Raw genomic sequence first — 23,482 nt, 5'->3', positions numbered from 1 at the left:
ATATTCATCAGGCTCTTCCTCTTCGGAATCAGAATCCTGAAAAGCATTGACCGAAGCGGAAGAATCGTCGGATGAAACCTTTGCAATTGTGTCCTCATGGCTTTGAGACTCGGACTGTTCAGCCATTTGTTTTTTCATTATTACCTCCATGAATCATGTACGAATCGGGATCACCCGAGTTCGTATATCACCCATCAATTTAGCTTGAAAGTTTGATTTCAAACTAATCTCTAAAAAGCTGTCTTTTTTAAAACATCTCACAGCGATGCTGTGAGATGCTGGTTGTTTGACTAATCGGTAATGACAGGCACTTGCCTCTCTTGAGGTGGTTTCCTCAGGATCTACATTGGAGGTCCTCCGCTTCGGCTTCCACCGCTGCTACGATTTCCTCCACTGTATCCGCCACTTCTGTTGCCGCCTCCGGATCCGCCGAATCCACCGCCTGCTCCACCCGGAGCACCTGATCCGCCGAATCCACCGCCGGGACCGCCCATCATCATGCCGAATTCGCCTGAACTTACTGTAGACTGGGAAACATAAACCTCATCTCCCTCTTCCAGGTCTCCAGAAAGGATCTCTACATAATCATCGGATGTTAGACCTGTTTCTACAGAAACCGCATGGAAGCCGTCAGGTACGTTGGAGAAGGAACCCGTCATTCCGGATTTGTCTGAGGACTTAACTGATGAGGCATCATCGTAGGTCTCTCCTGCCTTGTTCTTTACATAAACCTTGTTTCCTCGCTGAAGGGCATCTACAGGGATAGCAAGTGCATTTTCTGTTTGATCGAGAATGATAACTCCTTCAACATTCATGCCGGGAAGAAGTCCGCCGAACTCTGACATGGTGACGGTGACAGGATAATATGTGACACCATTTGAGGAGGTTCCCTCCATGGAGATCTTTGTGACTGTTCCCTTAAATGTTTCGCCTTCGAAGGCATCAGCGGTGACGTCAACAGACTGACCGACCTTGACATTGGATATATCAAGCTCATCTATGTTCATGTCGAAGGTGACTTCAGTAAGATCATAAATAACTGCGAGAGATGTGGCGGAAGAACCGTTCTGGACATTCTCACCTACATTTACGCTCTTTGTGACTACAGTACCTGAAATAGGAGCTGTAATTGTATAGTGGTCAAAGGTTTCCGTAGTGGAATCAAGACTTGACCTGGCACTTTCAACTGAGGATTTCGCGCTGTCTACCTTGTCCTTGTAGTTGTATAGGATATCCTCTATGTCATCGGCATCAGCCAGGAAAAGCGGCTGTCCTGCTGTGACATAATCGCCTTCGCTTACCAGGAGCTGCTCTACTGTTACAGAGGAGGTGAGGTTGTCTGCCTTTATGGTGAAGTCTCGTGCGGCCTTAAAGATACCGTCGCCTGATGAATTCATGCCGTTAATGCTGGCTGTTGCAGACATATCGGTGGTGAGACCACCGGGATTTGAGACCTCTATAGTCACATATCTCACGAGCTGTCCGCCGGAAAGAGTTGTTTCCATGGAATCAACTGAGGTAACGATACCTATTATCTCTTCGAGAGTATCTTCTATAACAACAGTGGCTGCAGTTCCAACAGGAATCAGAGAAGCTTCCACTGAAAGAAAAGGAACATCCAGCTTCATGGATGAATCATCATATATCTCAGCGATTTCAGTGTTTGCACTTACCTGATCTCCGATGGAGATATTGAGAGTCTTTATATGTCCGGTGTACTTCGACTTTACGGTGTTGCCGCTGAAGTCGGAGGAAGCTTTGTCATAATTGTTCACAGCTCTTGAATAGCTGCTCTCCGAACGCTCAAGTGTACTGTTGGCAGAGTTGAGCTTTGAATTGATAGAGGATGAATCTATCTGATAGAGTACCTGCCCCTCTTCCACCACATCACCTTCCTTGAAGTCTGCTGAAATGATGGTTCCGTCTACCATGGAAGTGATCTTGTAGCTGTCCTTCGGGGATATGGTACCGGAGCTTGATAATGAGGACTGGATGGTCTGTCTCGTAACGGTTCCGGTTTTCAGGTCTGAATCTGAACTCACTACAGCCTTTTTCTTATTCAGATAAAAGTAAGCTCCTCCCGCAACTGCTATCAGGACTAAAGCACCGATAACCAGCTTTTTTGATGGTAATTTAAGTTTCATATGATGTTCCCAAATCCTTTTAGTTTATTTTGCTACTGCTGTGATTTCCTGTTTTCCTTCGGAATCGAGAGACCAGACTACAGTTACCTTTTCGTTCTTGCCCAGACTTCCGTAAACTGAGAATGCATAAGCAACATCATCATTTCCGATAGGATATTCAACACCGCCGATCTCAACAGAGGTAGGTGTCATAAGGTTTGTTGAACTATAGTAAATATTGTCGATAGTGCCGGTGATGGTTCCCATTTTGGTTCCTGAAGATGAATATGCATAAACGGACTTCGTTGATGAGTTGTAGTAAACAACTACCGGATCCGAGTTGGACGCAGCATCCTCGATGGCATCATATGTTGAAGATTCACCGTTAAGGGTGTAGCTTCCTGCCTTCTTATTGAAAGGAATGATAGTGGAAATGCTGTTATCCTGCTTAAGAAGATATGGACCTTTGAGATTTGCCTCCAGAGTACTGAGAAGATTCAGATCGTCGTTGTCAGTAAGCTCATATCCGAAAATCTTTCCATAGATTGTGTTGTCTGTCTTAATGGCGGTTTCATTGGCATAGGTGTTCGTCTTCATGAGGTTATAGAGAAGGTTCACGCAATCCTCATAAGTAAGGTATTCATTGACACCCTTTGGTACATTCTCAATGAGACCGATGGCTGTTGATTTGGCATGACGGTTGTTGACGAGATTTCCTGAAAAAACCTCATTTGTATATCCCAGCAGTGAGAGGCAGGCTTTCTCGGCTTCTGCCATCTTGATGCCCTGCTCGGGTTTGAACAGACCGCCCAGGTATGCGCTGAGCCAGCCCTGTTCTGCTGCTATACGTATATATGAAGCATACTGGGAGTTTGAAAGCACATCTGAAAATACGGAGACATTGGACTCCGAAGCCACCATGGTGTGATATGTGGATGCCATGACGAGCATCTTTGCGAATTCTGCCCTGGTGACAGTCTGTTCGTTTAAAACCACATCAAAGTTCTCTATGATCTTTGCGCTTATAAGTGCGTTTTTCCTCTGATTCAAAGTTGTAGAGGCAAATGCTGTTAACGGTGTATATGAAACGATACTAACTATGCCGGTTACCGCAGCAAGTGTGCCGTACATAAATCTTCTATTCATTTTTACTCCTTTTCGGTTGGGAATGTTTCCATGAGTCCCCATAAACATGGGATTAAAACGAGACACCCTGCCTCGTAAAACTGAACTAGAGGCATTGTAACCATGAAAACTGAAACGAAGCTGAAAAAGTTTTCAGGAAACTTTCAGAAAACAAGTTTTCACAAAATGTTCACATAACCTGGGACTCGCAGAACTGTCGGGAACCGGAAACCACGGTATTGATACAATTATGGAGGCTTTTCAGCATCTTTTCAACTTTCTGCGTTATCATTTTTTATTGTATTCAGTTATACTGAAAAGAGAAAATGGAGGCAGGAATGAAAATACTTATTGTTGAAGATGAAAAGCTTTTGGCTGATTCTATAAAGACCCTTCTTGAGGAAAAGGGCTATGAGGCGGATGCCGTATATGACGGGGAGTCAGGTGTTGATTACGCAGAGACCGGTGTCTATGACCTTCTGATCCTGGATGTCATGATGCCGAAGATGAATGGCTATCAGGTGGCAAAAAAGCTCCGTCAGCTTCATCTCAGTACCCCTATACTTATGCTTACTGCGAAGTCTGAACTCATGGACAGAGTTGAGGGGCTGAATTCGGGAGCGGACTACTATCTCACCAAGCCTTTTGACAGCCGTGAGCTTCTTGCATGTGTTACGGCTCTCTTGAGACGTCAGGGCACAGAGGTGGATGAACTGAAATTCGGTAACACTTCACTGGAGCTCGGATCGGGAAGTCTGATATGCGGCGAATCTGAATTAAGATTGAGCGCAAAGGAATTTGAAGTCATGAGGATGCTCATGCAGTCAAAGGACAAGAATCTGTCCAAGGAAACCATACTCAGTAAGGTCTGGGGTTACGACTCGGATGCGGTGGAGAATCATGTGGAGGTGTACGTGGGTTTCCTCAGAAAGAAGCTGAAGTCCATCGGGTCTGATGTCAACATCGTTGCTGCAAGGCGTCTCGGATATCATCTGGAGCTGGAGGGCTGATCTCATATGGAGATGATAAGAAAACTGAGGATACGTTTCGTTATCATAACCATGGTCATAGTTACCATCATGCTGGTGGCGATATTTGGACTTTTGATAAGTCTTACTCATCGACGTATATATTCGGATAGCGTCAAAATGATAGTCGGGGTATCAGGTATGCCTCTCGGCATGAATCAGAATCGCCGTCCCGAAAGGCGGGGAATGAATGAAACCACCGATGTTCAGCTTCCGTTTTTCAGAGTTGAGGTAGATACGGATGGGAACATCATTGCAACCGATGGTGATTTTTATGATCTTACAGATGAAGAGACCATCAATTCTCTGGTGAGTGAAGTTCTTTCCCGAAAGGAAAGGCTCGGGGATCTCACAGAGTATAATCTCAGATATTATCGTGCGGTTCCGGCCCCTGTCCGTAATGCTCCCGGGATAAACATTCCGGGTATAATACCTGAAAAAAAACTTCCGGTAAATCCTGACCCAGAGGCTAAGACCGATACGGACGCGAGTGCAGAAAAGGCTGAATCTGAGGAAGCGGGTACGGTATCGGAAAGTGCCGCAGATGACAGACCCGGGGGTAAAGAGGATTTCGACCCGTCCAACATTAAGGAAGAAGACTGGGACGGAAAAAGCAATCGTATAATCGTTTTTGCGGACGTTTCTTCAGAGGTTGCGACCATAAAAAACCTGACCCGTAACTGCTTTTTCAGCGGACTTCTGAGCTTCACGGTATTCCTGGTGATCGCCATGTTTTTTGCCAGGTGGTCCGTAAAGCCTGTAGAGGATGCATGGATCCGGCAGAGACAGTTCGTTTCCGATGCGTCCCATGAACTGAAGACACCGCTCGCTGTTATACTCACAGATGCGGAAATGCTTAAGTCCAGGGATTTCAGTGAGGAGAAAAAAATGCAGTTCGCCGACAATATCCTTACCATGTCCCATCAGATGAGGGGACTGGTGGAAAGTCTTCTGCAGCTTGCGAGAGTAGATAACGGAGCTATACAGAAGGCTCCTGAGCAGATCATCGACATGTCCCGTATGGTATCAAACGAGGTCATGACCTTTGAAGTCATGTTCTTTGAAAAGGGGCTGATGCTCACAGAGGATGTTGAGGAAGGAATCAGCATAAAGGGTGCTCCCCAGTATATAAAACAGGTCATAGAGATACTTCTGGATAATGCTCAGAAATACAGTTTTCCTAATGGAACTGTTGAGGTGACGCTTAAAAAGTCAGGCTCTCACAAGTGCCTCCTGAGTGTTGCGGATCCCGGTGAGCAGATCTCTGATGATGATCTGAAGAATATTTTCAAGCGATTCTACCGCATAGACGAGGCCAGAGCCATGAATCATTCCTATGGTCTCGGACTTTCCATAGCTGAGAATATAGTAAAGGACCATAAGGGACGTATATGGGCGGAATCCAAAAACGGTATCAATACCTTCAAGGTTGAGCTGCCGCTGGCTTGATGACATTTATAAAATAAGACCCGGCAAAGGAGATTTTACTCCGATGCCGGGTCTTATTTTAAGCTGCTTTATATGTGCAGTTCTGAAGATCATATATCATTAACTTAGTGTCAAAAGTCTGTATCTGATAGTTTCTCGTTTCGTATTTTCACACTTATCTATGTAAATCAAATGAGCTGATGTTTCATCCACTTCTTTCCTTTGAATCTGTGAATGTAGAAAAGTCCTCGTACCAGCCAGTCAAGCGACATGCCGTACCATACTGCGATGGGACCGAAGCCCATGACGCGGATGAGGAAGGTGGTAAGGGCTACTCTTGTGCACCACATGGACATGGAGGAGACCACCATGGTGTAGCTTACATCGCCTGCGGCTCTCAGTCCGTAAGGAATGATGAAGCTCGGGACCCAGATTAGACATTTGAGTATGGTGACATAAATCATCATATCGAAACACATGTCGGCACTGGCGGGTTCCATGCCTGCGAGCCACATGACAGGCTTACAAAGTGCAAATGTAAGGAGACACGAAGCTACGATGACATAATCTCCTATTCTGACGTGCTTTACTATGTAGTACTTTGCCTCTTCTCTCTTTCCGGCACCAAGAGTCTGTCCCGTCACTGTCATGAGACCGGTTCCAACAGCGATAGCGGCTATACCGTTCAGGTTCTCGAAAATGATGGTCATTGCCTGAGCAGCTATGGCTGTGGTTCCCAGAGTTGACACAGAGGACTGGATAGCCAGCTTTCCGAACTGGAACATACTGTTCTCGATTCCTGACGGTATACCGATGAAGAGTATACGTTTTATCATTTCGAAGTCAGGCTTTATAAAATAATGTCTGAGAACTATGGGCTGTTCCGGACGTCTCAGTGCGATCATCAGTACGATGGCCGAGAACATACGGGATATAAGAGTTGACAGTGCCGCTCCGAAAACGCTCCAGTTAAAAATGAATATAAATACGAAGTTTCCTATTATGTTCATTATGTTTGAGATGATAGAAACCTTCATAGGAAATTTACTGTTTCCACCTGCTCTGTAAAATGCTGCGCCCACCTGATAAAGTGCTATGAAAGGGAAGGATGCGGCAGTATATCGGAAATATACCTTGGAGTTTTCCATAACGCCATCTGCCACCTGTCCGAATACCAGACGAAGTATGCCTGCGTTGAAGACTTCGGAGATAAGCATTACCGAAAGAGAAATGGTCATGACAGAAAGAATGATCTGCTGAGCCGCGCTGTTAGCCTTTTTAGTGTTTCCGGAGCCGATATACTGAGAGCATATGATGGTGCCTCCGGCTGCGATGGCGGAAAACATCTGGATGACCAGAGTGTTGATAGAATCCGTCAGGGAAACCGCGGAAATGGCCTCACTGCCGACTCTTGTGACCATCATGGAATCTGCCATACCCATAAAAGCGGTAAGGAGGTTCTCGATCATGAGAGGGATGAGCAGCTTTTTCAGGTCAATATCCGAAAATTCCAGATCGTCCCATTTGATTTTTGCTTTATCATATAAACGGTTTAATCGAAAAAGATAGTGATACACCGGTTATTCTCCTTGTTTTGATGAGGACAAAGACTATACCCTGCCCAGGTGAAAAGTTTCATCATCGGTGCGGATTAGTATACCGATGCACATCTTGCGATATTAATAAGCCGGATTGATTCAAATATAGTTTTTGATCCGCTGATAGACCTCAGCTACCGGAAGTCCCACAACATTGTTGTAGTCTCCGTCAATGCCCTTTACGTATTTTGCGAAGCTTCCCTGGATACCGTAGGCACCGGCTTTATCCATAGGTTCCTCGGAATCTGCATAGGCAAGTATCTCTGATTCGGTCATAGGGTATACATGAACATCCGTCTGAATCGAAAAGTTCTCAACTATAGTTCCGAAGGATTCAGGATGTTTATCTTTGTCCTGCTCCTTTTTGTTTGAGGCTTCTGCTGAGACTATGATGACAGTTACACCTGTGTAGACCTGATGAGTGCGTCCCTGAAGGTTTCTGATCATATCTGCAGCTTCTTCATGCGAATGAGGCTTTCCCAGTATCTTCCCATCTATGGAGACCACAGTGTCAGCCCCAAGGATGACAGCTGAGGTTCCCTCTTCTATCGCGATCTTTTCTGCAATATCAGAAGCCTTCTGCTTCGAGAGAGACATTACCACCTCTTCCGGTACGGTAGAAGTTACTACTTCTTCTATGCTGCTTGGAATGATCTCCGGTGTTATGCCGATCTGCTGAAGAAGTTCCTTTCTTCTGGGAGAACCAGATGCCAGAATAAAACGATCTATGTTCATAAAGTATCCTTTCGAAATTTAACGCATAGTTTGGCATTATATTCTTTTCTTAAAAAAATATGTGTATATATCTGAGTACAATCCTGTTTTTGTGTAAAATGTAAGTGCTTTCAGTGGATACAGAGATAATTATATATAAAGCGAACAGTTTATTCCATATGCTTATTGACGGTATTATTGACAAGAACATGCAGGAAAATTAAAATTATCACGACCAGGAAAATCAACGGGTTAACCGGTTAATGAGTCTGCATGGGAACTGCTCTGCCACTTTTGTGCAAGCATAAGGGATAGATAGACTTATGACACTTATATCAAAAATTCGGAGAGTTATATGGGACGTGACGGAAAGATCACTATTAAAGATATAGCGGAGATGGCGGGGGTATCGAAGACCACAGTATCGTTTTTTCTGAACGGGAAGACTGACAAGATGTCTCCTGAGACCAGAGGAAAAATTCAGGAGATAATTCAGAAGACAAATTATCGTCCGAACATTGCCGCCAGAACACTGAATCAGAAAAAGACGAATCTTGTAGGTGTTATCATCGGTGACATCACCAATACCTTCTCCAATAAGATAGTCAAAGGAATAGAGGATACAGCCAGAAAGCGCGGGTATCAGACGCTGATAGGAAATTCAGCATATGATCCGGAGATGGAGTCAAGCTATGTAAGCCGCATGCTGACTCTCGGTGCAGACGGATTTATCATACAGCCCACTACAGGCTTTCATGAGACTTCGCAGATAATTCTGGGTGAGAACAAGCCCTTCGTTTATTTTGACAGTAAGGTGTATGAGGACGATGCCTACTGGGTTAAGACAGACAACTATTCTGCCACCTATCGGGCCATAGAGAACCTGATACAAAAGGGATACAAAAATTTCCTGATGATCGGTGCGGACCCGTCAAGGCTGAGTACCCGTATCGAGCGTTCTTCCGGATTCACGGATTGTATAAGTAAGAATGGGCTGAGTTTCGAAAATCTTGAAATAAAAGAAGGCGCTATAGATAAAGAAGAGGTTGAGAGATTTGTCAGAGCTCATATGGATTCAGAGCGGCCGACACTGGTATACGTACCGAACTGTTGGGCGCTTCCCGAGGTTTACAGAGCCTTACAGCCGCTAAAGGACAAGATACCGGAGAAGCTCGGGATCATAGGCTTCGATAATGTCGAGTGGGCGGAGTTCTCCTATCCGAAGATCAGCACCATAATTCAGCCTGCATATGAAGAGGGACAAAAGGCTGCTGAGATACTCATCGATCAGATCGAAGAAACCAATGAGGAAATGATTCACCAGACCCTGAAGTGTTCAGTGAACTGGTCGGAGTCAACATTGTAAATCTGATAAAAATACCTCCGTCTGAGAAGAGAATTTTCAGACGGAGGTATTTTAATAATTAGAAAAGAGGTAAAAATATAGCCTGTATCTAAGGATCAGTCAGTAAATTATAGAAAATTCCGCGAGGATATGCACCAAGGCTTGCGAGTTGAAAGAACAGACTGCGAAGACGTGTACGTATCCGGGCACACGAAGTGTGCAAGGTACGAACATGGCAAGCAGGATGTACTTTCAATCGAGTGGGCCGGTGCTGTCCCGCGGAATTTAATATTTTTTAAAATATAGAGATAATCACAGTATCGAATCGATTATCTCTATCCCTATTTCGGCATCAAGATTCGAAAGAGCATCCCGGATATTCTGTAATTTCTCTTTTATATCCTCTGTAAGCTCTGAGTCATCCAGCTCCTTCAGCACAGATTCTGCAGCATCATAATCATAATCCTCCAGGCATGCTCTGGCTCTCTTCAGTACATCGGAAAGATCCTTTGTTTTCAGCGTACTTTCTGCCGTTCCATCACCCTCCGTCTCAAGTTCCTCAGGAAAACTCAGATTCTCAATATAACTTCTGTACAGTTTCAGCATAGTTTCTGTGAGAGAATTAATGGTATCTGTGTCCTGAGTTTTTCCGGCGGTCTCCAGCTTCTGACAAAGCTCTGAAAGCTCCATGGCGCCGATGACTCTGGAGGTGCTTTTTAGAGCGTGAACCGTTATGGTATAGTCGCTCCAGTTCTGTTCCCTGAATAAACTCTCGATCTTATCGGCATTTTCAGGAATATGTTCCCTGTATTCTGTGATCACGGTACGCAAAAGCTCTGTGCTGCCGGTGTTGTCGAGTGCAGCCTTCAGGTCGATCCCCTTAAGAGAATTGAGGTTCCCCACAAGCTGTGGCTGCTCCGAACCATCTGATTCTATCCTGCGGCCCTGCAGCTTTCTCGGTTTGGACAGAGATTCATCAAAACCCGCATTACCAGGCAGTATGACCTTATCTTCAGGCAGATACTTTATGAGCATCTTTTCTAAGAGCTCAGAGTTAACAGGCTTCGAAAGATAATCGTCGAAACCGGCTGCCAGGTACTCCTCTCTTGCTCCGTTTATAGCATTGGCAGTAAGAGCGATATACGGGATAGCCTGATTTTTGTTCTCCGCACTTTCCCTCATTTTTTGAAGAGTTTCGATGCCGTCCATGTGAGGCATAAGGTGGTCTACGAATACACAGTCATAATTGTTCTCGCAGACCTTTTTGAGACCGTCGAGTCCGCTGCTGGCAGTATCCACCTGAAGTCTTGTTTCCTTAAGGAGACCTGTGATAACTGTAAGGTTTAGAGAATTGTCATCGATCACCAGTATTCTTCCATTTGGGGAAATAAAGCTGGTGTGCCGGATGTCTTTGTTTTTGAGACTTTCCTTGTAGGTGGCTGTGAAATCACCGATAGGCACGTCTTTCACTATCACCTGTCTTATCTCGAATTCGACAGTGCTTCCCTCTCCGTAAACGCTGCTTACTTCAAGACCGGCATCCATAAGTGAGAGAAGGTTCTTGACGATATTCATGCCGAGACCGGTACCCTCTATAGTACGGTTTCTGTTCTCTTCTATGCGTTCAAAAGGTGAATAGAGCTTCTGAAGATCCTCCTTCTTCATGCCTATTCCTGTGTCTATGGACTTAAAGCGAATATAGACCTCTTCGGGAGAAGTCTTTCTACCGGTTATTTCCAGAGTTACAGACCCTCTGTCTGTATACTTAACGGCATTTGTGAGGATATTAAGTATACACTGCTTTATCCTGATATCGTCACCGTAGAGATAATTCGGTATGTCCGGTGAAACATGGACGATTATATCTATATCCTTTTTCTGGGCACGGACCTTTATCATAGTGACAATGTCATTGACGAGAGTACTGAGCTCATACCGCACAGGTATTATCTCCATCTTCTTTGCTTCTATCTTTGAGAAGTCCAGGATATCGTTGATTATGGTGAGAAGTGTTTCTCCAGAGCTCTGGATATTGGCGGTGTATTCGTTTAACTGATCTTCGTCGTACTCGCGCATGATCATCTCATTCATACCGAGGATGGCATTTATGGGAGTACGTATCTCATGAGACATCTTGGACAGGAACAGGGATTTTGCATCGTTTGAGGCTTTGATAACAGAAAGCTCATTTTCAAGCTGTTCTTCCCTGAGCTTCTGAAGCTGTGCCGAGGTGACATGATACTCCAGACGCTCTCTCTGCACTATATAATGTATGGCTACGGCGACTACTCCGAAAGTTATGCCGTTTACCATATCTCCGGCAGCCAGAAATTCGGATTTAAACATTGCGGATGAAAAAATCAGTAAGCCCACGTTTATAAAGCATAATACAATGTATGTCAGCATGGAGTCTGCAAAGACGGTTGCTGTTACGATGAAAAGAGCCAGCATGGCAGTGGCCACAACTCTGGTGTCTGACAGCGATTCCACTAAACCGAAAAACAGAAGTAATGAAATGGACAGGCGGCATACTCCGGCATAATGACGGGCAGAAGTGTCATGACAGAAATGATAATAGACTCTTATCATGGAAAGTATGGTAAAGAAACCAAGGTACTCGGGGAGCATCTCGATCCGTATGAGTCTGAAGCAGCTGAGCACTGTGAAAACACCCATGATGATGTGAAATACATTGGTAAAAAGTACACATTTATCATAGGCCTGGCACAGCATTTTGTAGCGGCTTATGTCATAATCTGCCTGATCATAGCCGTAATGGTTAAATCTTTTCAGCGCATTTATAAAGTTCGTCATATATATTCCGTTCATTGATCTTATTATTTCAGATACAGGACAGCTTGTATGGGACATACTTATGCCCTCTTATATCATATCGGGGAAAAATTTATATCATATAAGGAATAAAGTGACAAGAAAAAATTATTGTTTTATGTAAAAAACTCAGTATCAGTCTGTGATTTAAGAACTGATACTGAGCTGTATAGTTGTTTATCTTTTATCGAGGTCTATCAGTTCAAGACAGAGAGTTCCGATAGTTATGCTGACAGCACCTATGAGAAGTATGACTCCCCAGCATTGAAGGACGTTGGATACACTGCCTTCGTACAGAGAGTTCTGCATGGATCTGGCAGCCAGTACATCCATTTTGTAGCGGATTTCAGTTCTCTGGATGTAGTCGACTATCGACTGTATCTCAGGAACACTTCTGAACTGATAAAGAGCAGAGAACAGTGCGTGGGAAGTGAGATCGTTGTAATCTGCGATAGAACAAATGGCTACTGTTCCCCAATGGCTAATGGTCATTTTTTCAAGAATGACTGCAGGACCGGAAGAAAAGGTAAAAATGATACCTGCAAAAATAAGTTGTATGATGAGCATAAAAGGCATCACCGTCATGGCTGCAGTTGTGGTCTTAACTATGCAGGATATCATAAGTGCCATCATGTCGGCGGAATAGGTTATGACCCAGAGTGTGATGCCGAAATCCAGTACGAAGTTTCCGGTAACAACGCTCTCCGCCGGAAAGGTGATCCCGTACCATTTGTATATGGAGATGGATATGACCACTTGCAGAAGGCACATTATAGCCTGATACATCATGTGGGCTCCGATATATGCCGTTATGTGGAGTCCTGCCCTGTGCTCTCTTTTAATGATGGCTCTTTCGCGGCACACCATCTGGATGGAATTGAAAAAGCCGTTCCATATGCATACGCACACCATGGCAAAGGATCCTGCCTTGAGTCTCTCCATATTGGTGAAGAGACTGGTTCCCATGACAGAGGCCACAAGTAAAGCGATGGCGGCGGACAAAGGCAGCCCTTTCCAGTCACGCTCGTTCATAAATATACGCCAGAGCTTACCGAAGTATATTTTGGATTGGATCCATCGCCCTGTATGAAGATTGTTACGTAGGTCTCCCATATTTCTGCTGCCTCACTGCTTCGTATGATTAAGGGGATAAAGTCTGTGTTTCTGGGTAATCCTCTGTTAAGTGTATCGCAATGTGCTCTTCCGGAAAGAGCTGTGACTGCTTCTCAGCCCAGATCTATCTCTACGGTCTCATCGGAAAGGAGATCCCCGTTCAGTATATCTTCTTTAGAGATAGCCGGTTCATTTTCAACCTCTGCTTCGGAGGTCACATCCTCTGCTTCAAGGGGCTTTCCATCGGAGGTTTTAACTCCGACTCCGTTTTCTATCGTATCAGGAGGAGTAAAAGGTACCTCTTCCCGTAATCTGGCGAATTTTCGTATATAAATATCTGCCTGACCTTCGCCGCCCTCACCTTCGCTGTTTACAGTAAGGATGATATCCTCCATGGTCTCTCTGTTGAAGAATTTTTTTGCTTCTTCAACGGTACCGTAAAAAGCCAGCTGTCCTGTCTGATTGCTGTCCTTTGCGAGAACGATGACCTTATCGAACAGGTCAATGACTCTGTCCGGGGTATGTGTGATGACCATAACTATCTTGTTCTGATCGGCGATGTCTCTAAGCTGCTTCATCAGATCTCTCGCCATAACACCGTCAAGACCTGAATCAGGCTCATCCAGAATAAATATACTTGGATTCGCTACAAACTCTGTAGCGATGGACAGACGTTTTCTCTGACCTCCGGAAAGCTTGTCAACAAGCTCACTTCTCACATTTTCCAGACCGAAAAGACGGAGAAGCTCATTCACCCTTTCTTTTCTCTCGGCACTGTCAGCACTAGTAGGCATACGCATCTCTGCAGCATTGGAAAGAGTCATGATCACGGTATCATCGCCGCGAAGCAGATCCTGCTGAGGCACCATACCTATCCTGTATTTCATTTTTTCGTAGTCACCATAAACGTCCACATCGCCCTGACGGATGGCGGCATCGGCCTTTTCATAGCCGGTCACGGCATTGATAAAGGTTGTCTTACCGGCTCCGGAGCCACCCAGGATAAGCACCATATTTCCTGGCTCTATCCGTAGATTGATATCCTTCAGCAGGATCTGACGTTTAAAAAATCCACGTACAGATCTTTCCCGGATGTGTATCTCCAGATCATTGTCTCTGAAGGTTTCCAGATTATAAGCTATATAGTCTCCGTAGAAAACGAAGTGGGTGCTGCCAATGTTTATAACGTCAAACAGGTTCAGAAGTTTAAACCCGTCTATTTTGTTCTGGTTTACGTAGACACCCCTTGTGGTGTTGGTGTCCTCTACCTGCCAGTAACCGTCTGTATATCTGAGTATCGCATGATGAGCGCCAGGATCAGAGTCTGCACTTTCTTCTCCTTCGGCGTTTTCCTGAGTTTCCTCAGAGGATTCAGAATCGTTCTCAGCTGAGTTTTCCGGTTTCTTTTTATATTCACTCGCATGACTGTAGATGTGATAGATCTTTTGATCTCTGTCAAGATATACACGTTTCCATTCAAGTTCACCGGAGAACCTGATGAGAAAGACAAAGATCAGAGTATCTTCCCCTCGCTTTATCCTGATGATATCTCCGTTTTTCAGGATCCTGTCACCCTTAAAAGGGAGTTCTTCATCATCTATAGTGGTTGTGTTCTGGTCAGTCAGATTTATATAGTGCCACTCTCCCAGTAAATGAATCAGTTTTGCCTGATCTTTTGCAAGGAGAGGGTATTCCAGATATATTTTGGTTTCATTCTTGAATTTAAAGAAACGCCGCCGGCCTATATTTAGTTCGCCATCAACCTTAAACTGTTCGGGAATCTCCCCTATAGTTATAGCAACTAGTTTTGCAGGACCAACAAGCTCGCCCAAAATCCCAGCCATCTTTTCCTCCATAAATGGGAATGACATCCCATTTTATCATTATTTGCAAAGGGTTCTTAGGTTGGAATACATTTTTATTAAGTGATGCGCCTTAAGCATTGGCAGCTTATCTTAAAAGCTGTCACTACATAAAGCATCAGTATCATTTATTTTCCGTATTTCTTGTAAAGCTCGGCATGTGCATATACTACATTCCATGCACCCTGAGTCTTTCCGGTCACACAGATATAATGATGTCCGCTCGGAGCTGTGAAATAAGAAACCGCACAGTTGCCTGCTTTCGAAATGTAACCGGTCTTTGCCATCAATGCTTCACCGCCGGATTCCTGTCCGTCTATACGTTTCAGGAAAAGATTTGAAAATGTTATGCCGTTGCTGTGCTTGTTGCTGGCTTTCGTCGTGTAATTTCTCGTTGCAAGAACTGCACTTGCATATGGGTCAGCGGCAGCATACTTCATAACCAGCGCCATGTCCTTTGCGGTGGTGTAATGATCGGCACCATAAAGCCCTGTACAATTAGTATAATGTGTTGTTGCGGAAATACCAAGCTCCTGTGCCTTTTGGTTCATAAGATTTACAAATTGTTCCTCTGAACCTGCTATGTGACGTACAAGGGCAAGGGCTGCATCGGCTCCGGAAGGAAGTATGAGACCATAGAGAAGATCCTGAACGGTAACCTTCTCTCCGGCCTTGAAACCACAGTTTGAAGCGCCCTCTTTCTGAACGTAATCTACGATATCCTGAGTGATCTCAACTTTTTCAGAGAGGTCTGTGAGATGCTCGCATGCAACGAGAAGAGTCATGACCTTTGTCATGGATGCTGGATTCATCCTGGTCTCCCCGTTTTTATCAGCAACTATGAGATTTGAATCAGAATCAACAAGGATAGCAAAGTTGGCATTTACCTCCGGTGTGGCTGTAAGATTTGTTTTCAGGAAGTTCTTAACGGAATTCTGAACTGCCGATACGGCAGAGGATGTAGTATCAGTTGAAGCGGCAGATTCAGACGATGTGGAGGCAGACTGTGAGGCTTCTGCAGCTTCTGTTGAAGCGGCAGAGCTTTCGGCAGATGAAGCTGTATCTGACGCCGTGTTTGAACTTACAGTAGAGTCCGCTTTATCATCGGCCTTGGTTTCCGGTATGAGCTGAGAACTGCTCTCGCCTGAATTTGCCGGGGCGCCAACAGGACCGTAATCCGAGATTTCTACAGTGATTGATCTGGTATCTGCAAGTGTAATGGTGGAGACATTGACAGTTGCCATAACGGCTATAAGAATTTCAGCGGCTGTTCGTTTGATGAACTTGGAATGATTTTTCATAATGTAAATAAGCTTTTCCCGGGGAAATGCTCCGGGTTGAGCTCTGATCCTCTCTAAAAATATCCGGATGCCATGGATAGTACATTGATGCACATAAACTCCATACTCATCCCATCATAAGTGTCTACATTTTAGCATGGGAATGACGCTTCATACCTTAACAAATCATTTCGATTTAAAGGTCAAAATTAATCAGTGATACAAACATCCTGCGGTATATCGGATTGATGTACTGAATGTCAAACATCATCCCGTGAAAGCCCACGGTTCATTTGATGTTTTGGTCAAAAAAAGAGAGCACGACTGTGTCATGCTCTCCTAAGGTGTTTTTACCTTATGATTTTTTTCCTGTTGCCGCCTCGTGAAGTTTTTCGGTCTTCATGTCTTCCTTTAGAAGGTTTACCGCTGATATTACGGCTCCTTTCAGTACGCTTTCCGCCGGATGATTCCTCCTGAGGTTTTCTCGGGCGAATGAGACATTCAGGTCCGAAGCCTATAAGGTCCTCACGATGTTCCTTGAGAAGCGCCTCTTTGACAAGCTCATAGTTCTCAGGTCTACGATACTGGATAAGGGCACGTTGCATCGCCTTCTCATGAGGATTTTTCGGAACATACACCTCTTCCATGGTGAGAGGATTTAAACCTGTATAGTACATGGCTGTGGACACTGTACCAGGGGTTGGATAGAAATCCTGTACCTGATCGGGAATGTATCCCATATCTCTTATGTACTCTGCAAGAGTGATGGCATCCTTGAGTCTTGAACCCGGATGGCTGGACATAAGGTAAGGAACGATGTACTGGTTAAGTCCCATCTCCTTGTTTATCTTCTCAAATTCCTTTACGAAGGAGTTATAGACAGAAACTCCGGGTTTACCCATCTCCTTCAGAACATTGTCGGAAACATGCTCCGGTGCCACTCGCATCTGTCCTGAAACGTGATATTTGCAGATCTCTCTCAGGAATTCCTTGTTGGAATCCGCCATAAGGTAGTCAAAACGGAAGCCTGAACGTACAAATACCTTCTTTACTCCCGGCAGCGATCGTACTTCACGAAGCAGCTTTACATAGTCGGAGTGATCAACCTTCAGGTTCTTGCATGGCTCCGGCCAGAGACATTTTTTGTTAATGCAGGCACCGTGAGTCAGCTGCTTACCGCAGGCAGGACCTCTGAATTCCGCAGTAGGACCACCCACGTCAAAGATGTAGCCCTTGAATTCAGGATCCTGAGTTATGTCCTTTGCCTCCTTCAGTACGCTTTCATGGGAACGGGCCTGGACTATACGTCCCTGATGCATGGTGATGGCGCAGAAATTACATTCTCCGAAGCAGCCTCTTGCCTGAGTGATACTTTCCTTTATCTCACCAAAGGCAGGGATGCCTCCGTCCTTATCGTAAATCGGATGCCATGCCCTCATGAAAGGCAGGGAATAGACATCATCCATTTCCATCTCGGTGAGGGGAAGTGAAGGCGGGTTCTGAACCACGAACATGGCTCCGTCATAACACTCATAGACCCGCTTCGCGCTTATAGGGTCGGTGTTTCTGTATTGGATGGCGAAGCTTTCAGCATACTTTTTCTTACTTGCCTTTATCTCTTCAAAATCCGGAAGTCTCACCGCGTCATAGATGTCTGCCTCAGAACGGGTCTTATAAACAGTTCCAGGGATCCAGGTGATGTCCTTGACTGCAAGTCCCGAGTTCAGGGCGTCGGCGATCTCTACGATACTGTGCTCTCCCATTCCATAGGAAATGAGATCTGCACCACTGTCCAAAAGTACAGAGCGGCGAATGCTGTCGGACCAGTAATCATAGTGAGAAAGTCTTCTTAGACTGGCTTCGATACCTCCTATGATGATGGGTGTATGCTTATAAGTCTTTCGAATGAGATTGCAGTATACGGTTGTGGCTCTGTCTGGACGTTTTCCCATGACTCCTCCCGGAGTATAAGCATCGGTCTTACGATGCTTTTTCGCAACCGTATAGTGGTTCACCATGGAGTCCATGTTTCCCGAAGAAACAAGGAAACCAAGGCGTGGCTCTCCGAATTCCGTTACGGATTCAGGATTGTTCCAGTCAGGCTGCGGCAGCATGGCTACCTTGTAGCCGTGAGCCTCCAGCACTCTCGAAATGATGGCCGGACCGAAGCTTGAATGATCCACGTATGCGTCACCGGAGACATAGACAAAATCAGGCTGTGTCCAGCCTCTCTCCAGCATATCCTCTTTATTAATTGGTAAAAAACCTTCGTACATATGATCCTCAATTCTTTGGAATTGAGGATGCCGCCCAGCATCCCACATAGGCGAGGCTGGTCTTTTATCCTCAATTCAGATTTACAGCGCTATGGGCTTCGCATCCTTCTCTATAGGACAGACATAGCCTGAAGCGGTTCGTTTTTCAAATTCTTCTCTTGCTTCCTTCAGTATATCAGGATCCTCATAGAGGTCCAATGCAGCACATGCCAGCACCTTTCCCGCATGAATAAGTGCCTTGTGGCCGATGCTCGATCCTCCGCAGGAAACATTCTGCCAGCTGTGACCCGGTGCACCGTTTACGAAACCTGCCACATGAATCTGTCCTGTAGGAGTCTCCCATGAAACGTCACCCACATCTGTTGAGCCTGCCTGAAAAGCAGTACTGTGATAGAGCGGAATCAGGAAGTTGTTGATTCCTGTTGTTCCGTGCTGGCTCTCTTTTTCGGTATATTCCCTTATCTCATCATCATATTTTGATGCAAAGCCCGGTGCGGGATTCTCAGGACAGGTTGCGCTTAGCTTCTTTGCGAACTCGAACTCCTCTTCTGTGTATTCAGGAACACCAAGCTCGCTGAAGTTTTCATAGAGAACCTTTTCCAGTGTAAAGTTTGGAACAAGATCCGCAGTTCCGTCGATAAAGGTCCTGTCGAAGCTGGTCTCAGTCATAAGGGAAGCGCCCTCAGCTATTTTATCGACACGTTTTAAAAGTTCAACACAATTTTTCACTTTTCCTGCACGTACCATATAAAGAACAGAGGCATGATCCTGAACCACGTTAGGCGAAACTCCTCCTGCATTTGTTATGGCATAATGCACACGGCAGTCAGAAGTCATGTGCTCTCTCAGGTACTGGACACCTGTATTCATGAGTTCTACAGCATCGAGGGCTGATCTTCCGTGTTCGGGATCTCCGGCTGCATGAGCTGATACACCGTGGAAATCATAGAGTATCTGAATTGTGGAGTTATTGGTTCCGGTCTTTATCTCATTGACATCTTCAGGATGCCATGTAAGAGCTGCATCAAGGTCCTTCCAGACACCGTCTCTCGCCATAAAGGCCTTTGCGGCGCCGCCCTCTTCTCCCGGACATCCATAGAAGATGACTGTTCCTTCATGACCGCTTGTTTCCAGATAATGCTTGATTCCGAAGGCAGCCGCGAGAGCTCCTGTGCCCAGCATGTTGTGACCGCAGCCGTGACCTGCTCCGCCTTCTACAAGAGGTGTATGTGAAAGAGCATTGCGTTCCTGGCTTAAACCGGAAAGAGCATCGTACTCTCCGAGAATTCCGATTACAGGATGACCTGAACCGTAGGTGCCGGTGAATGCTGTCTCAATGTTGTCGAAATTTTTCTCTACCTTAAAACCGTTCTCCTCCAGAACCTTTTCATAAAGAGCTGCAGATTTATATTCCTTGAGGCTGAGTTCGGGATTCGCCCAGATCTTGTCTGATAATTCAGTGAAGATCCCTTTGTTCTGATCAATGAAGTTTACTACCTGCTTTTTAAGTTCAGTCATGATGTCCTTCTTTCCGGTCATAGTTTGACCTTTTAATGTATTTTTAACAAAACCCGAGATACATTTATGATGCATCTCGGGTTTACGGAGGCCTCAGCCTCTTTGTCTATTTATGCTTCGAGAACCTTGCCGAGGAAGTCCTTGAGTCTCGGACTTTCAGGATGATCGAATATCTTTTCGGGTGTACCCTCTTCGATGATGTTTCCGTCAGCCATGAATACTACACGGTTTCCGACTTCACGGGCAAAGCCCATCTCATGGGTAACGCATACCATGGTCATACCATCTTTGGCGAGCTCCTTCATAACTTCCAGAACCTCTCCTACCATTTCAGGGTCAAGAGCTGAAGTAGGCTCATCAAAAAGCATGACTTCAGGATCCATGCAGAGTGCTCTTACGATGGCAACTCTCTGCTTCTGTCCGCCTGAAAGCTGAACAGGATAAGCGGAAGCTCTGTCCTTGAGGCCTACTCTGTCGAGAAGCTCAAGTGCCTTCTTCTCTGCCTCTTCCTTGCTTTTTCCCTTTACGATCTGAGGGGCAAGGGTCAGGTTTTCAAGTATGGTCTTGTGAGGGAAAAGATTGAAGTGCTGGAATACCATTCCCATTCTCTCACGGAACTCATCCAGATTGATCTTTTCATTTACGATGTCTCTGCCATCGAAAACGATACTTCCGTCTGTAGGCTCCTCCAAAAGGTTTAAGCTGCGGAGGAAGGTAGACTTACCGGAACCTGATGGTCCGATGACTACCATAACGTCTCCCTTGTTGATGTCAATGTTTATACCGTCGAGGGCCTTGATGGCTCCGTAATTATAATGTTTCTTAAGGTCTCTTACCTTGATAAGTGCTGTATTATCTGTTGTCACTTTGACGCATCCTCCTCTCTACATACTCGATGATCTTTGATGTCGGGAAGCACAGGCAGAAGTAAAGGAATGTTGCCATGAGGAGAGGCTCTGCGATGATGAAGGTCGCTGACTGAACGCTCTTAACATTGAACATGATGTCCTGTACACCGATGGTATAGCAGATTGAAGACTCCTTGATGATGGTAACGAATTCGTTGGCAACTGCAGGAAGGATGTTCTTGATAGCCTGCGGAAGGATGATGTGGTACATAGTCTGTGCCTTGCTCATACCAAGAGATCTTGCTGCCTCGGTCTGCCCGTTGTCGACACCTTCGATACCGCCTCTGATGACTGCACTCATGTATCCGCCGGAATTAAGTGCGAGGGCAACAGCTGCCGGGAAGAATCTTTCGAACTGAATGAAGCCGAAGAATGTGAACTTGGGAAGTGTGATAAATCCGAATACTATATAGTAGACAAGGAATATCTGAACCAGCATAGGAGTACATCTTACGAACTGCACGTAGCAGTTGGCGATGAGCTTCACCGGGTTGAACTTCGCGATAAAGTCGTTTCTCTTCTTTTTGTTAATGTCATCGGTCTTTACCTTCTCGAGATATCTGAAGGGTCTCACATCGGACAGAAGCATGAGTGCAAGTCCGAAAGCCAAGAAGAAACCGAAGAAAACTGTGCAAAGTGCCAACAGGACAGTAACTATGAGACCCTGCTGGAACATGTTGCCATAGGTGAGTATCTTTTCAATATTACCCCAACTGATGGTCATAAAAAATATTCCTGCCTTTCAAATTACAAATATAAAGCCATATAACTTCAGGTGTAAAAGGATGGTCCGAAGTCATTTTTCGGCTACACAGAGTTTATTATAAGCCTCCTGTAAACGCAAGATAGAAAAAACTGTGATATTGCAGGATTTACAGAAAAACAGATGCAACAATAAACTCAAAAAATCTCCGGGTCAAAGCCCGGAGAAAAAGATTTAATTAAGAATGCTCAGAATTAGTTTGCAGCTACCTGACCGTTTGCATCAAGCTGACCCTCGAAGACATTCTCGGAATCAGATGCAAGCTCCTGTGCAGTTGCGATGTACTCATCCATAGTACCGTCTGCAAGAACTTCACTGATGACCTTGTTTACTGCTGGAGCAAGGTCACTGCCCTTCTTAAGAGCGATGGCTGAACCCTCTGTATCGTACTCAACATCCCATGCGATCTGAAGCTCAGGATAGTTCTTGATGTACTGCTCTGCTACTGCCTTCTCGATGAATGCGCCTTCAAGCTTTCCTGAAACCATCTCTGAAACGATATCAGTAACCTTTGCAAGTCCGATGATGTTGGCGTTAGGAGTGTTCTTCTCTGCAAGACCCATCTGGATAGAGCCTGTCTGTGCACCTACAGGAAGCTTGTCAAATGCTGCATAATCCTTGTACTTGTCTGCATCAGCCTTACGGATCACGAAAGCCTGTCCGCCTGTGTAGTAGATATCAGAAAAGTCAAAGGTCTGTGCACGCTCAGGGCTTGGTGAGAAACCAGAGATACCGAGGTCAATGTTTCCGTTCTGAAGCTCCATGAGGATACCGTCGAAATCGATAGGAACTACCTGAAGCTCGAGACCAAGTTCGTCAGCGATCTTCTGGGCAAGTGAGATATCGAAACCAACGAGCTCAGGATTTCCGTTGTTGATGTGATAGAACTCGTATGGTGCGAAGTCAGGTGATGTTCCGATAGTGAGCTTACCAGGTGTGATGGTTGTGAACTCTGCTGCTGCCTCTTTATTTTCAGCAGCTGCTGTAGTGTCCTTTGCTGCGTCTCCTGCTTCTGTTGCTGCTGCGGCTGTTGTAGCAGCTGCTGTCTCAGGAGCCTTTGATGAACCGCATGCTGCAAGTGTAGCAGCGGCAAGTACTGTTGCCATAAGTACGCTGAAAGTCTTCTTCATAATATCCTCCTCCAATCGAGATACATTCGATATAGTTATGGTGAAAAAAAGTTGTATAACTTCACTTGTTTACTATGTTTTTAGATTATATACCTTATTCCGGATAAATCAAGTATTTTTATACAGAAAATTCAAAAATATTGAATAATATGCAAATTCGGATGCATAAAATCAGATTTATAGTGTAGATTTATGCAAATTGACCCGCTCGTGCAAGCCCGGTGTTCATGGAGTCACTTGATGGCTTTATCGTAATCTCCCATCGGAGATGGTCGATTCCGCGTTGGTCATCAAATGCCTCCATGTCCGCCCGTGCAAGCCCGGCGTTCATGGAGTCACTTGATGACTTTATCGCGAAAAAAAGTGCAGCTGCCAGAGAGAATGTGGTATGCTACCCGTCAAGCGGACAGTAAAAAATCAAAAAGTTCCCTACCGCCAG

At 45.2% G+C, this 23,482-nt stretch carries 17 protein-coding genes; 4 read left to right on the top strand and 13 right to left on the bottom strand.

Going from position 1 to position 23,482, the window contains the following annotated elements; translation table 11 throughout:
* Nucleotides 1–341: 341 nt before the first annotated feature.
* Both BXO88_RS07035 and BXO88_RS07030 read right to left on the bottom strand, forming a co-directional pair.
* Nucleotides 342–2,144, bottom strand: coding sequence for an efflux RND transporter periplasmic adaptor subunit (locus BXO88_RS07035; protein ID WP_078037047.1), 1,803 nt, complete (start codon nucleotides 2,142–2,144; stop codon nucleotides 342–344).
* A 24-nt stretch (nucleotides 2,145–2,168) separates the two neighbouring features.
* On the bottom strand, nucleotides 2,169–3,269 hold the full coding sequence (locus BXO88_RS07030) for an S-layer homology domain-containing protein (protein WP_078037046.1): 1,101 nt from the start codon (nucleotides 3,267–3,269) through the stop codon (nucleotides 2,169–2,171).
* A gap of 317 nt (nucleotides 3,270–3,586) precedes the next feature.
* Here BXO88_RS07030 and BXO88_RS07025 point away from each other — a divergent pair, with 317 nt between their 5' ends.
* Nucleotides 3,587–4,258 carry a response regulator transcription factor gene (locus tag BXO88_RS07025; protein WP_078037045.1) on the top strand — a complete coding sequence of 224 codons (672 nt, stop codon included), beginning with the start codon at nucleotides 3,587–3,589 and terminating at the stop codon, nucleotides 4,256–4,258.
* A gap of 6 nt (nucleotides 4,259–4,264) precedes the next feature.
* A complete protein-coding gene (locus BXO88_RS07020) occupies nucleotides 4,265–5,725 on the top strand; it encodes a sensor histidine kinase (RefSeq protein WP_078037044.1) in 1,461 nt (486 codons plus the stop codon).
* Nucleotides 5,726–5,892: 167 nt separating this feature from the next.
* Here BXO88_RS07020 and BXO88_RS07015 read toward each other — a convergent pair whose 3' ends face one another.
* Nucleotides 5,893–7,281, bottom strand: a complete 1,389-nt coding sequence (locus tag BXO88_RS07015; RefSeq protein WP_242945171.1) for an MATE family efflux transporter — start codon at nucleotides 7,279–7,281, stop codon at nucleotides 5,893–5,895.
* Nucleotides 7,282–7,401: 120 nt separating this feature from the next.
* Nucleotides 7,402–8,037, bottom strand: coding sequence for a Maf family protein (locus BXO88_RS07010; protein WP_078037043.1), 636 nt, complete (start codon nucleotides 8,035–8,037; stop codon nucleotides 7,402–7,404).
* A gap of 334 nt (nucleotides 8,038–8,371) precedes the next feature.
* Between BXO88_RS07010 and BXO88_RS07005 the strand changes: the two genes are divergently transcribed.
* Nucleotides 8,372–9,382, top strand: coding sequence for a LacI family DNA-binding transcriptional regulator (locus BXO88_RS07005; RefSeq protein WP_078037042.1), 1,011 nt, complete (start codon nucleotides 8,372–8,374; stop codon nucleotides 9,380–9,382).
* A 291-nt stretch (nucleotides 9,383–9,673) separates the two neighbouring features.
* On the opposite strand, the gene BXO88_RS07000 is transcribed toward BXO88_RS07005, so the two are convergent.
* The 9 genes from BXO88_RS07000 to BXO88_RS06960 all read right to left on the bottom strand — a co-directional run bounded on the left by BXO88_RS07000 (nucleotide 9,674) and on the right by BXO88_RS06960 (nucleotide 23,043).
* Nucleotides 9,674–12,232, bottom strand: coding sequence for a response regulator (locus BXO88_RS07000; RefSeq protein WP_078037041.1), 2,559 nt, complete (start codon nucleotides 12,230–12,232; stop codon nucleotides 9,674–9,676).
* 138 nt (nucleotides 12,233–12,370) lie between these two features.
* On the bottom strand, nucleotides 12,371–13,306 hold the full coding sequence (locus tag BXO88_RS06995; RefSeq protein WP_078037040.1) for an ABC transporter permease: 936 nt from the start codon (nucleotides 13,304–13,306) through the stop codon (nucleotides 12,371–12,373).
* 113 nt (nucleotides 13,307–13,419) lie between these two features.
* Nucleotides 13,420–15,150: an ATP-binding cassette domain-containing protein gene (locus BXO88_RS16850; RefSeq protein ID WP_078037039.1), complete on the bottom strand. Its 1,731-nt coding sequence runs from the start codon at nucleotides 15,148–15,150 to the stop codon at nucleotides 13,420–13,422.
* Between the two features lie 146 nt (nucleotides 15,151–15,296).
* Entirely contained in the window at nucleotides 15,297–16,469 is a 1,173-nt protein-coding gene (locus BXO88_RS06985) for a D-alanyl-D-alanine carboxypeptidase family protein (RefSeq protein ID WP_078037038.1), read from the bottom strand.
* A gap of 329 nt (nucleotides 16,470–16,798) precedes the next feature.
* Nucleotides 16,799–18,724 (bottom strand): YgiQ family radical SAM protein, encoded by a 1,926-nt coding sequence (locus BXO88_RS06980; protein ID WP_078037037.1) that lies wholly within the window; start codon nucleotides 18,722–18,724, stop codon nucleotides 16,799–16,801.
* Between the two features lie 81 nt (nucleotides 18,725–18,805).
* A complete protein-coding gene (locus tag BXO88_RS06975; RefSeq protein ID WP_078037123.1) occupies nucleotides 18,806–20,242 on the bottom strand; it encodes a M20 family metallopeptidase in 1,437 nt (478 codons plus the stop codon).
* Nucleotides 20,243–20,352: 110 nt separating this feature from the next.
* On the bottom strand, nucleotides 20,353–21,108 hold the full coding sequence (locus tag BXO88_RS06970; RefSeq protein WP_078037036.1) for an amino acid ABC transporter ATP-binding protein: 756 nt from the start codon (nucleotides 21,106–21,108) through the stop codon (nucleotides 20,353–20,355).
* Nucleotides 21,095–21,874, bottom strand: coding sequence for an amino acid ABC transporter permease (locus tag BXO88_RS06965; RefSeq protein WP_049932364.1), 780 nt, complete (start codon nucleotides 21,872–21,874; stop codon nucleotides 21,095–21,097). The genes BXO88_RS06970 and BXO88_RS06965 overlap by 14 nt, the downstream gene beginning before the upstream one ends.
* 233 nt (nucleotides 21,875–22,107) lie before the next feature.
* Nucleotides 22,108–23,043: a transporter substrate-binding domain-containing protein gene (locus BXO88_RS06960; protein ID WP_078037035.1), complete on the bottom strand. Its 936-nt coding sequence runs from the start codon at nucleotides 23,041–23,043 to the stop codon at nucleotides 22,108–22,110.
* A 227-nt stretch (nucleotides 23,044–23,270) separates the two neighbouring features.
* On the opposite strand from BXO88_RS06960, the gene BXO88_RS16305 reads away from it, so the two are divergent.
* Nucleotides 23,271–23,456: a hypothetical protein gene (locus BXO88_RS16305; RefSeq protein ID WP_139355536.1), complete on the top strand. Its 186-nt coding sequence runs from the start codon at nucleotides 23,271–23,273 to the stop codon at nucleotides 23,454–23,456.
* The last annotated feature ends 26 nt before the right edge of the window (nucleotides 23,457–23,482 follow it).

Origin of the sequence: Oribacterium sp. C9, assembly GCF_002007235.1 — a bacterium.
GTDB lineage: Bacteria > Bacillota > Clostridia > Lachnospirales > Lachnospiraceae > Oribacterium.
The sequence above is the reverse complement of the archived record's forward strand: the minus strand, read 5'-3'. Positions and strand labels throughout refer to the sequence as shown.

Coding starts and splice junctions, on each gene's coding strand:
- BXO88_RS07020 (WP_078037044.1), top strand. CDS start 4,265: ATGGAGATGATAAGAAAACTGAGGATACGTTTCGTTATCATAACCATG.
- BXO88_RS07000 (WP_078037041.1), bottom strand. CDS start 12,232: ATGTCCCATACAAGCTGTCCTGTATCTGAAATAATAAGATCAATGAAC.
- BXO88_RS07025 (WP_078037045.1), top strand. CDS start 3,587: ATGAAAATACTTATTGTTGAAGATGAAAAGCTTTTGGCTGATTCTATA.
- BXO88_RS07010 (WP_078037043.1), bottom strand. CDS start 8,037: ATGAACATAGATCGTTTTATTCTGGCATCTGGTTCTCCCAGAAGAAAG.
- BXO88_RS06960 (WP_078037035.1), bottom strand. CDS start 23,043: ATGAAGAAGACTTTCAGCGTACTTATGGCAACAGTACTTGCCGCTGCT.
- BXO88_RS06985 (WP_078037038.1), bottom strand. CDS start 16,469: ATGAAAAATCATTCCAAGTTCATCAAACGAACAGCCGCTGAAATTCTT.
- BXO88_RS16850 (WP_078037039.1), bottom strand. CDS start 15,150: ATGGCTGGGATTTTGGGCGAGCTTGTTGGTCCTGCAAAACTAGTTGCT.
- BXO88_RS07030 (WP_078037046.1), bottom strand. CDS start 3,269: ATGAATAGAAGATTTATGTACGGCACACTTGCTGCGGTAACCGGCATA.
- BXO88_RS06965 (WP_049932364.1), bottom strand. CDS start 21,874: ATGACCATCAGTTGGGGTAATATTGAAAAGATACTCACCTATGGCAAC.
- BXO88_RS06995 (WP_078037040.1), bottom strand. CDS start 13,306: ATGGGAGACCTACGTAACAATCTTCATACAGGGCGATGGATCCAATCC.
- BXO88_RS07005 (WP_078037042.1), top strand. CDS start 8,372: ATGGGACGTGACGGAAAGATCACTATTAAAGATATAGCGGAGATGGCG.
- BXO88_RS06980 (WP_078037037.1), bottom strand. CDS start 18,724: ATGTACGAAGGTTTTTTACCAATTAATAAAGAGGATATGCTGGAGAGA.
- BXO88_RS06975 (WP_078037123.1), bottom strand. CDS start 20,242: ATGACTGAACTTAAAAAGCAGGTAGTAAACTTCATTGATCAGAACAAA.
- BXO88_RS16305 (WP_139355536.1), top strand. CDS start 23,271: ATGGAGTCACTTGATGGCTTTATCGTAATCTCCCATCGGAGATGGTCG.
- BXO88_RS07035 (WP_078037047.1), bottom strand. CDS start 2,144: ATGAAACTTAAATTACCATCAAAAAAGCTGGTTATCGGTGCTTTAGTC.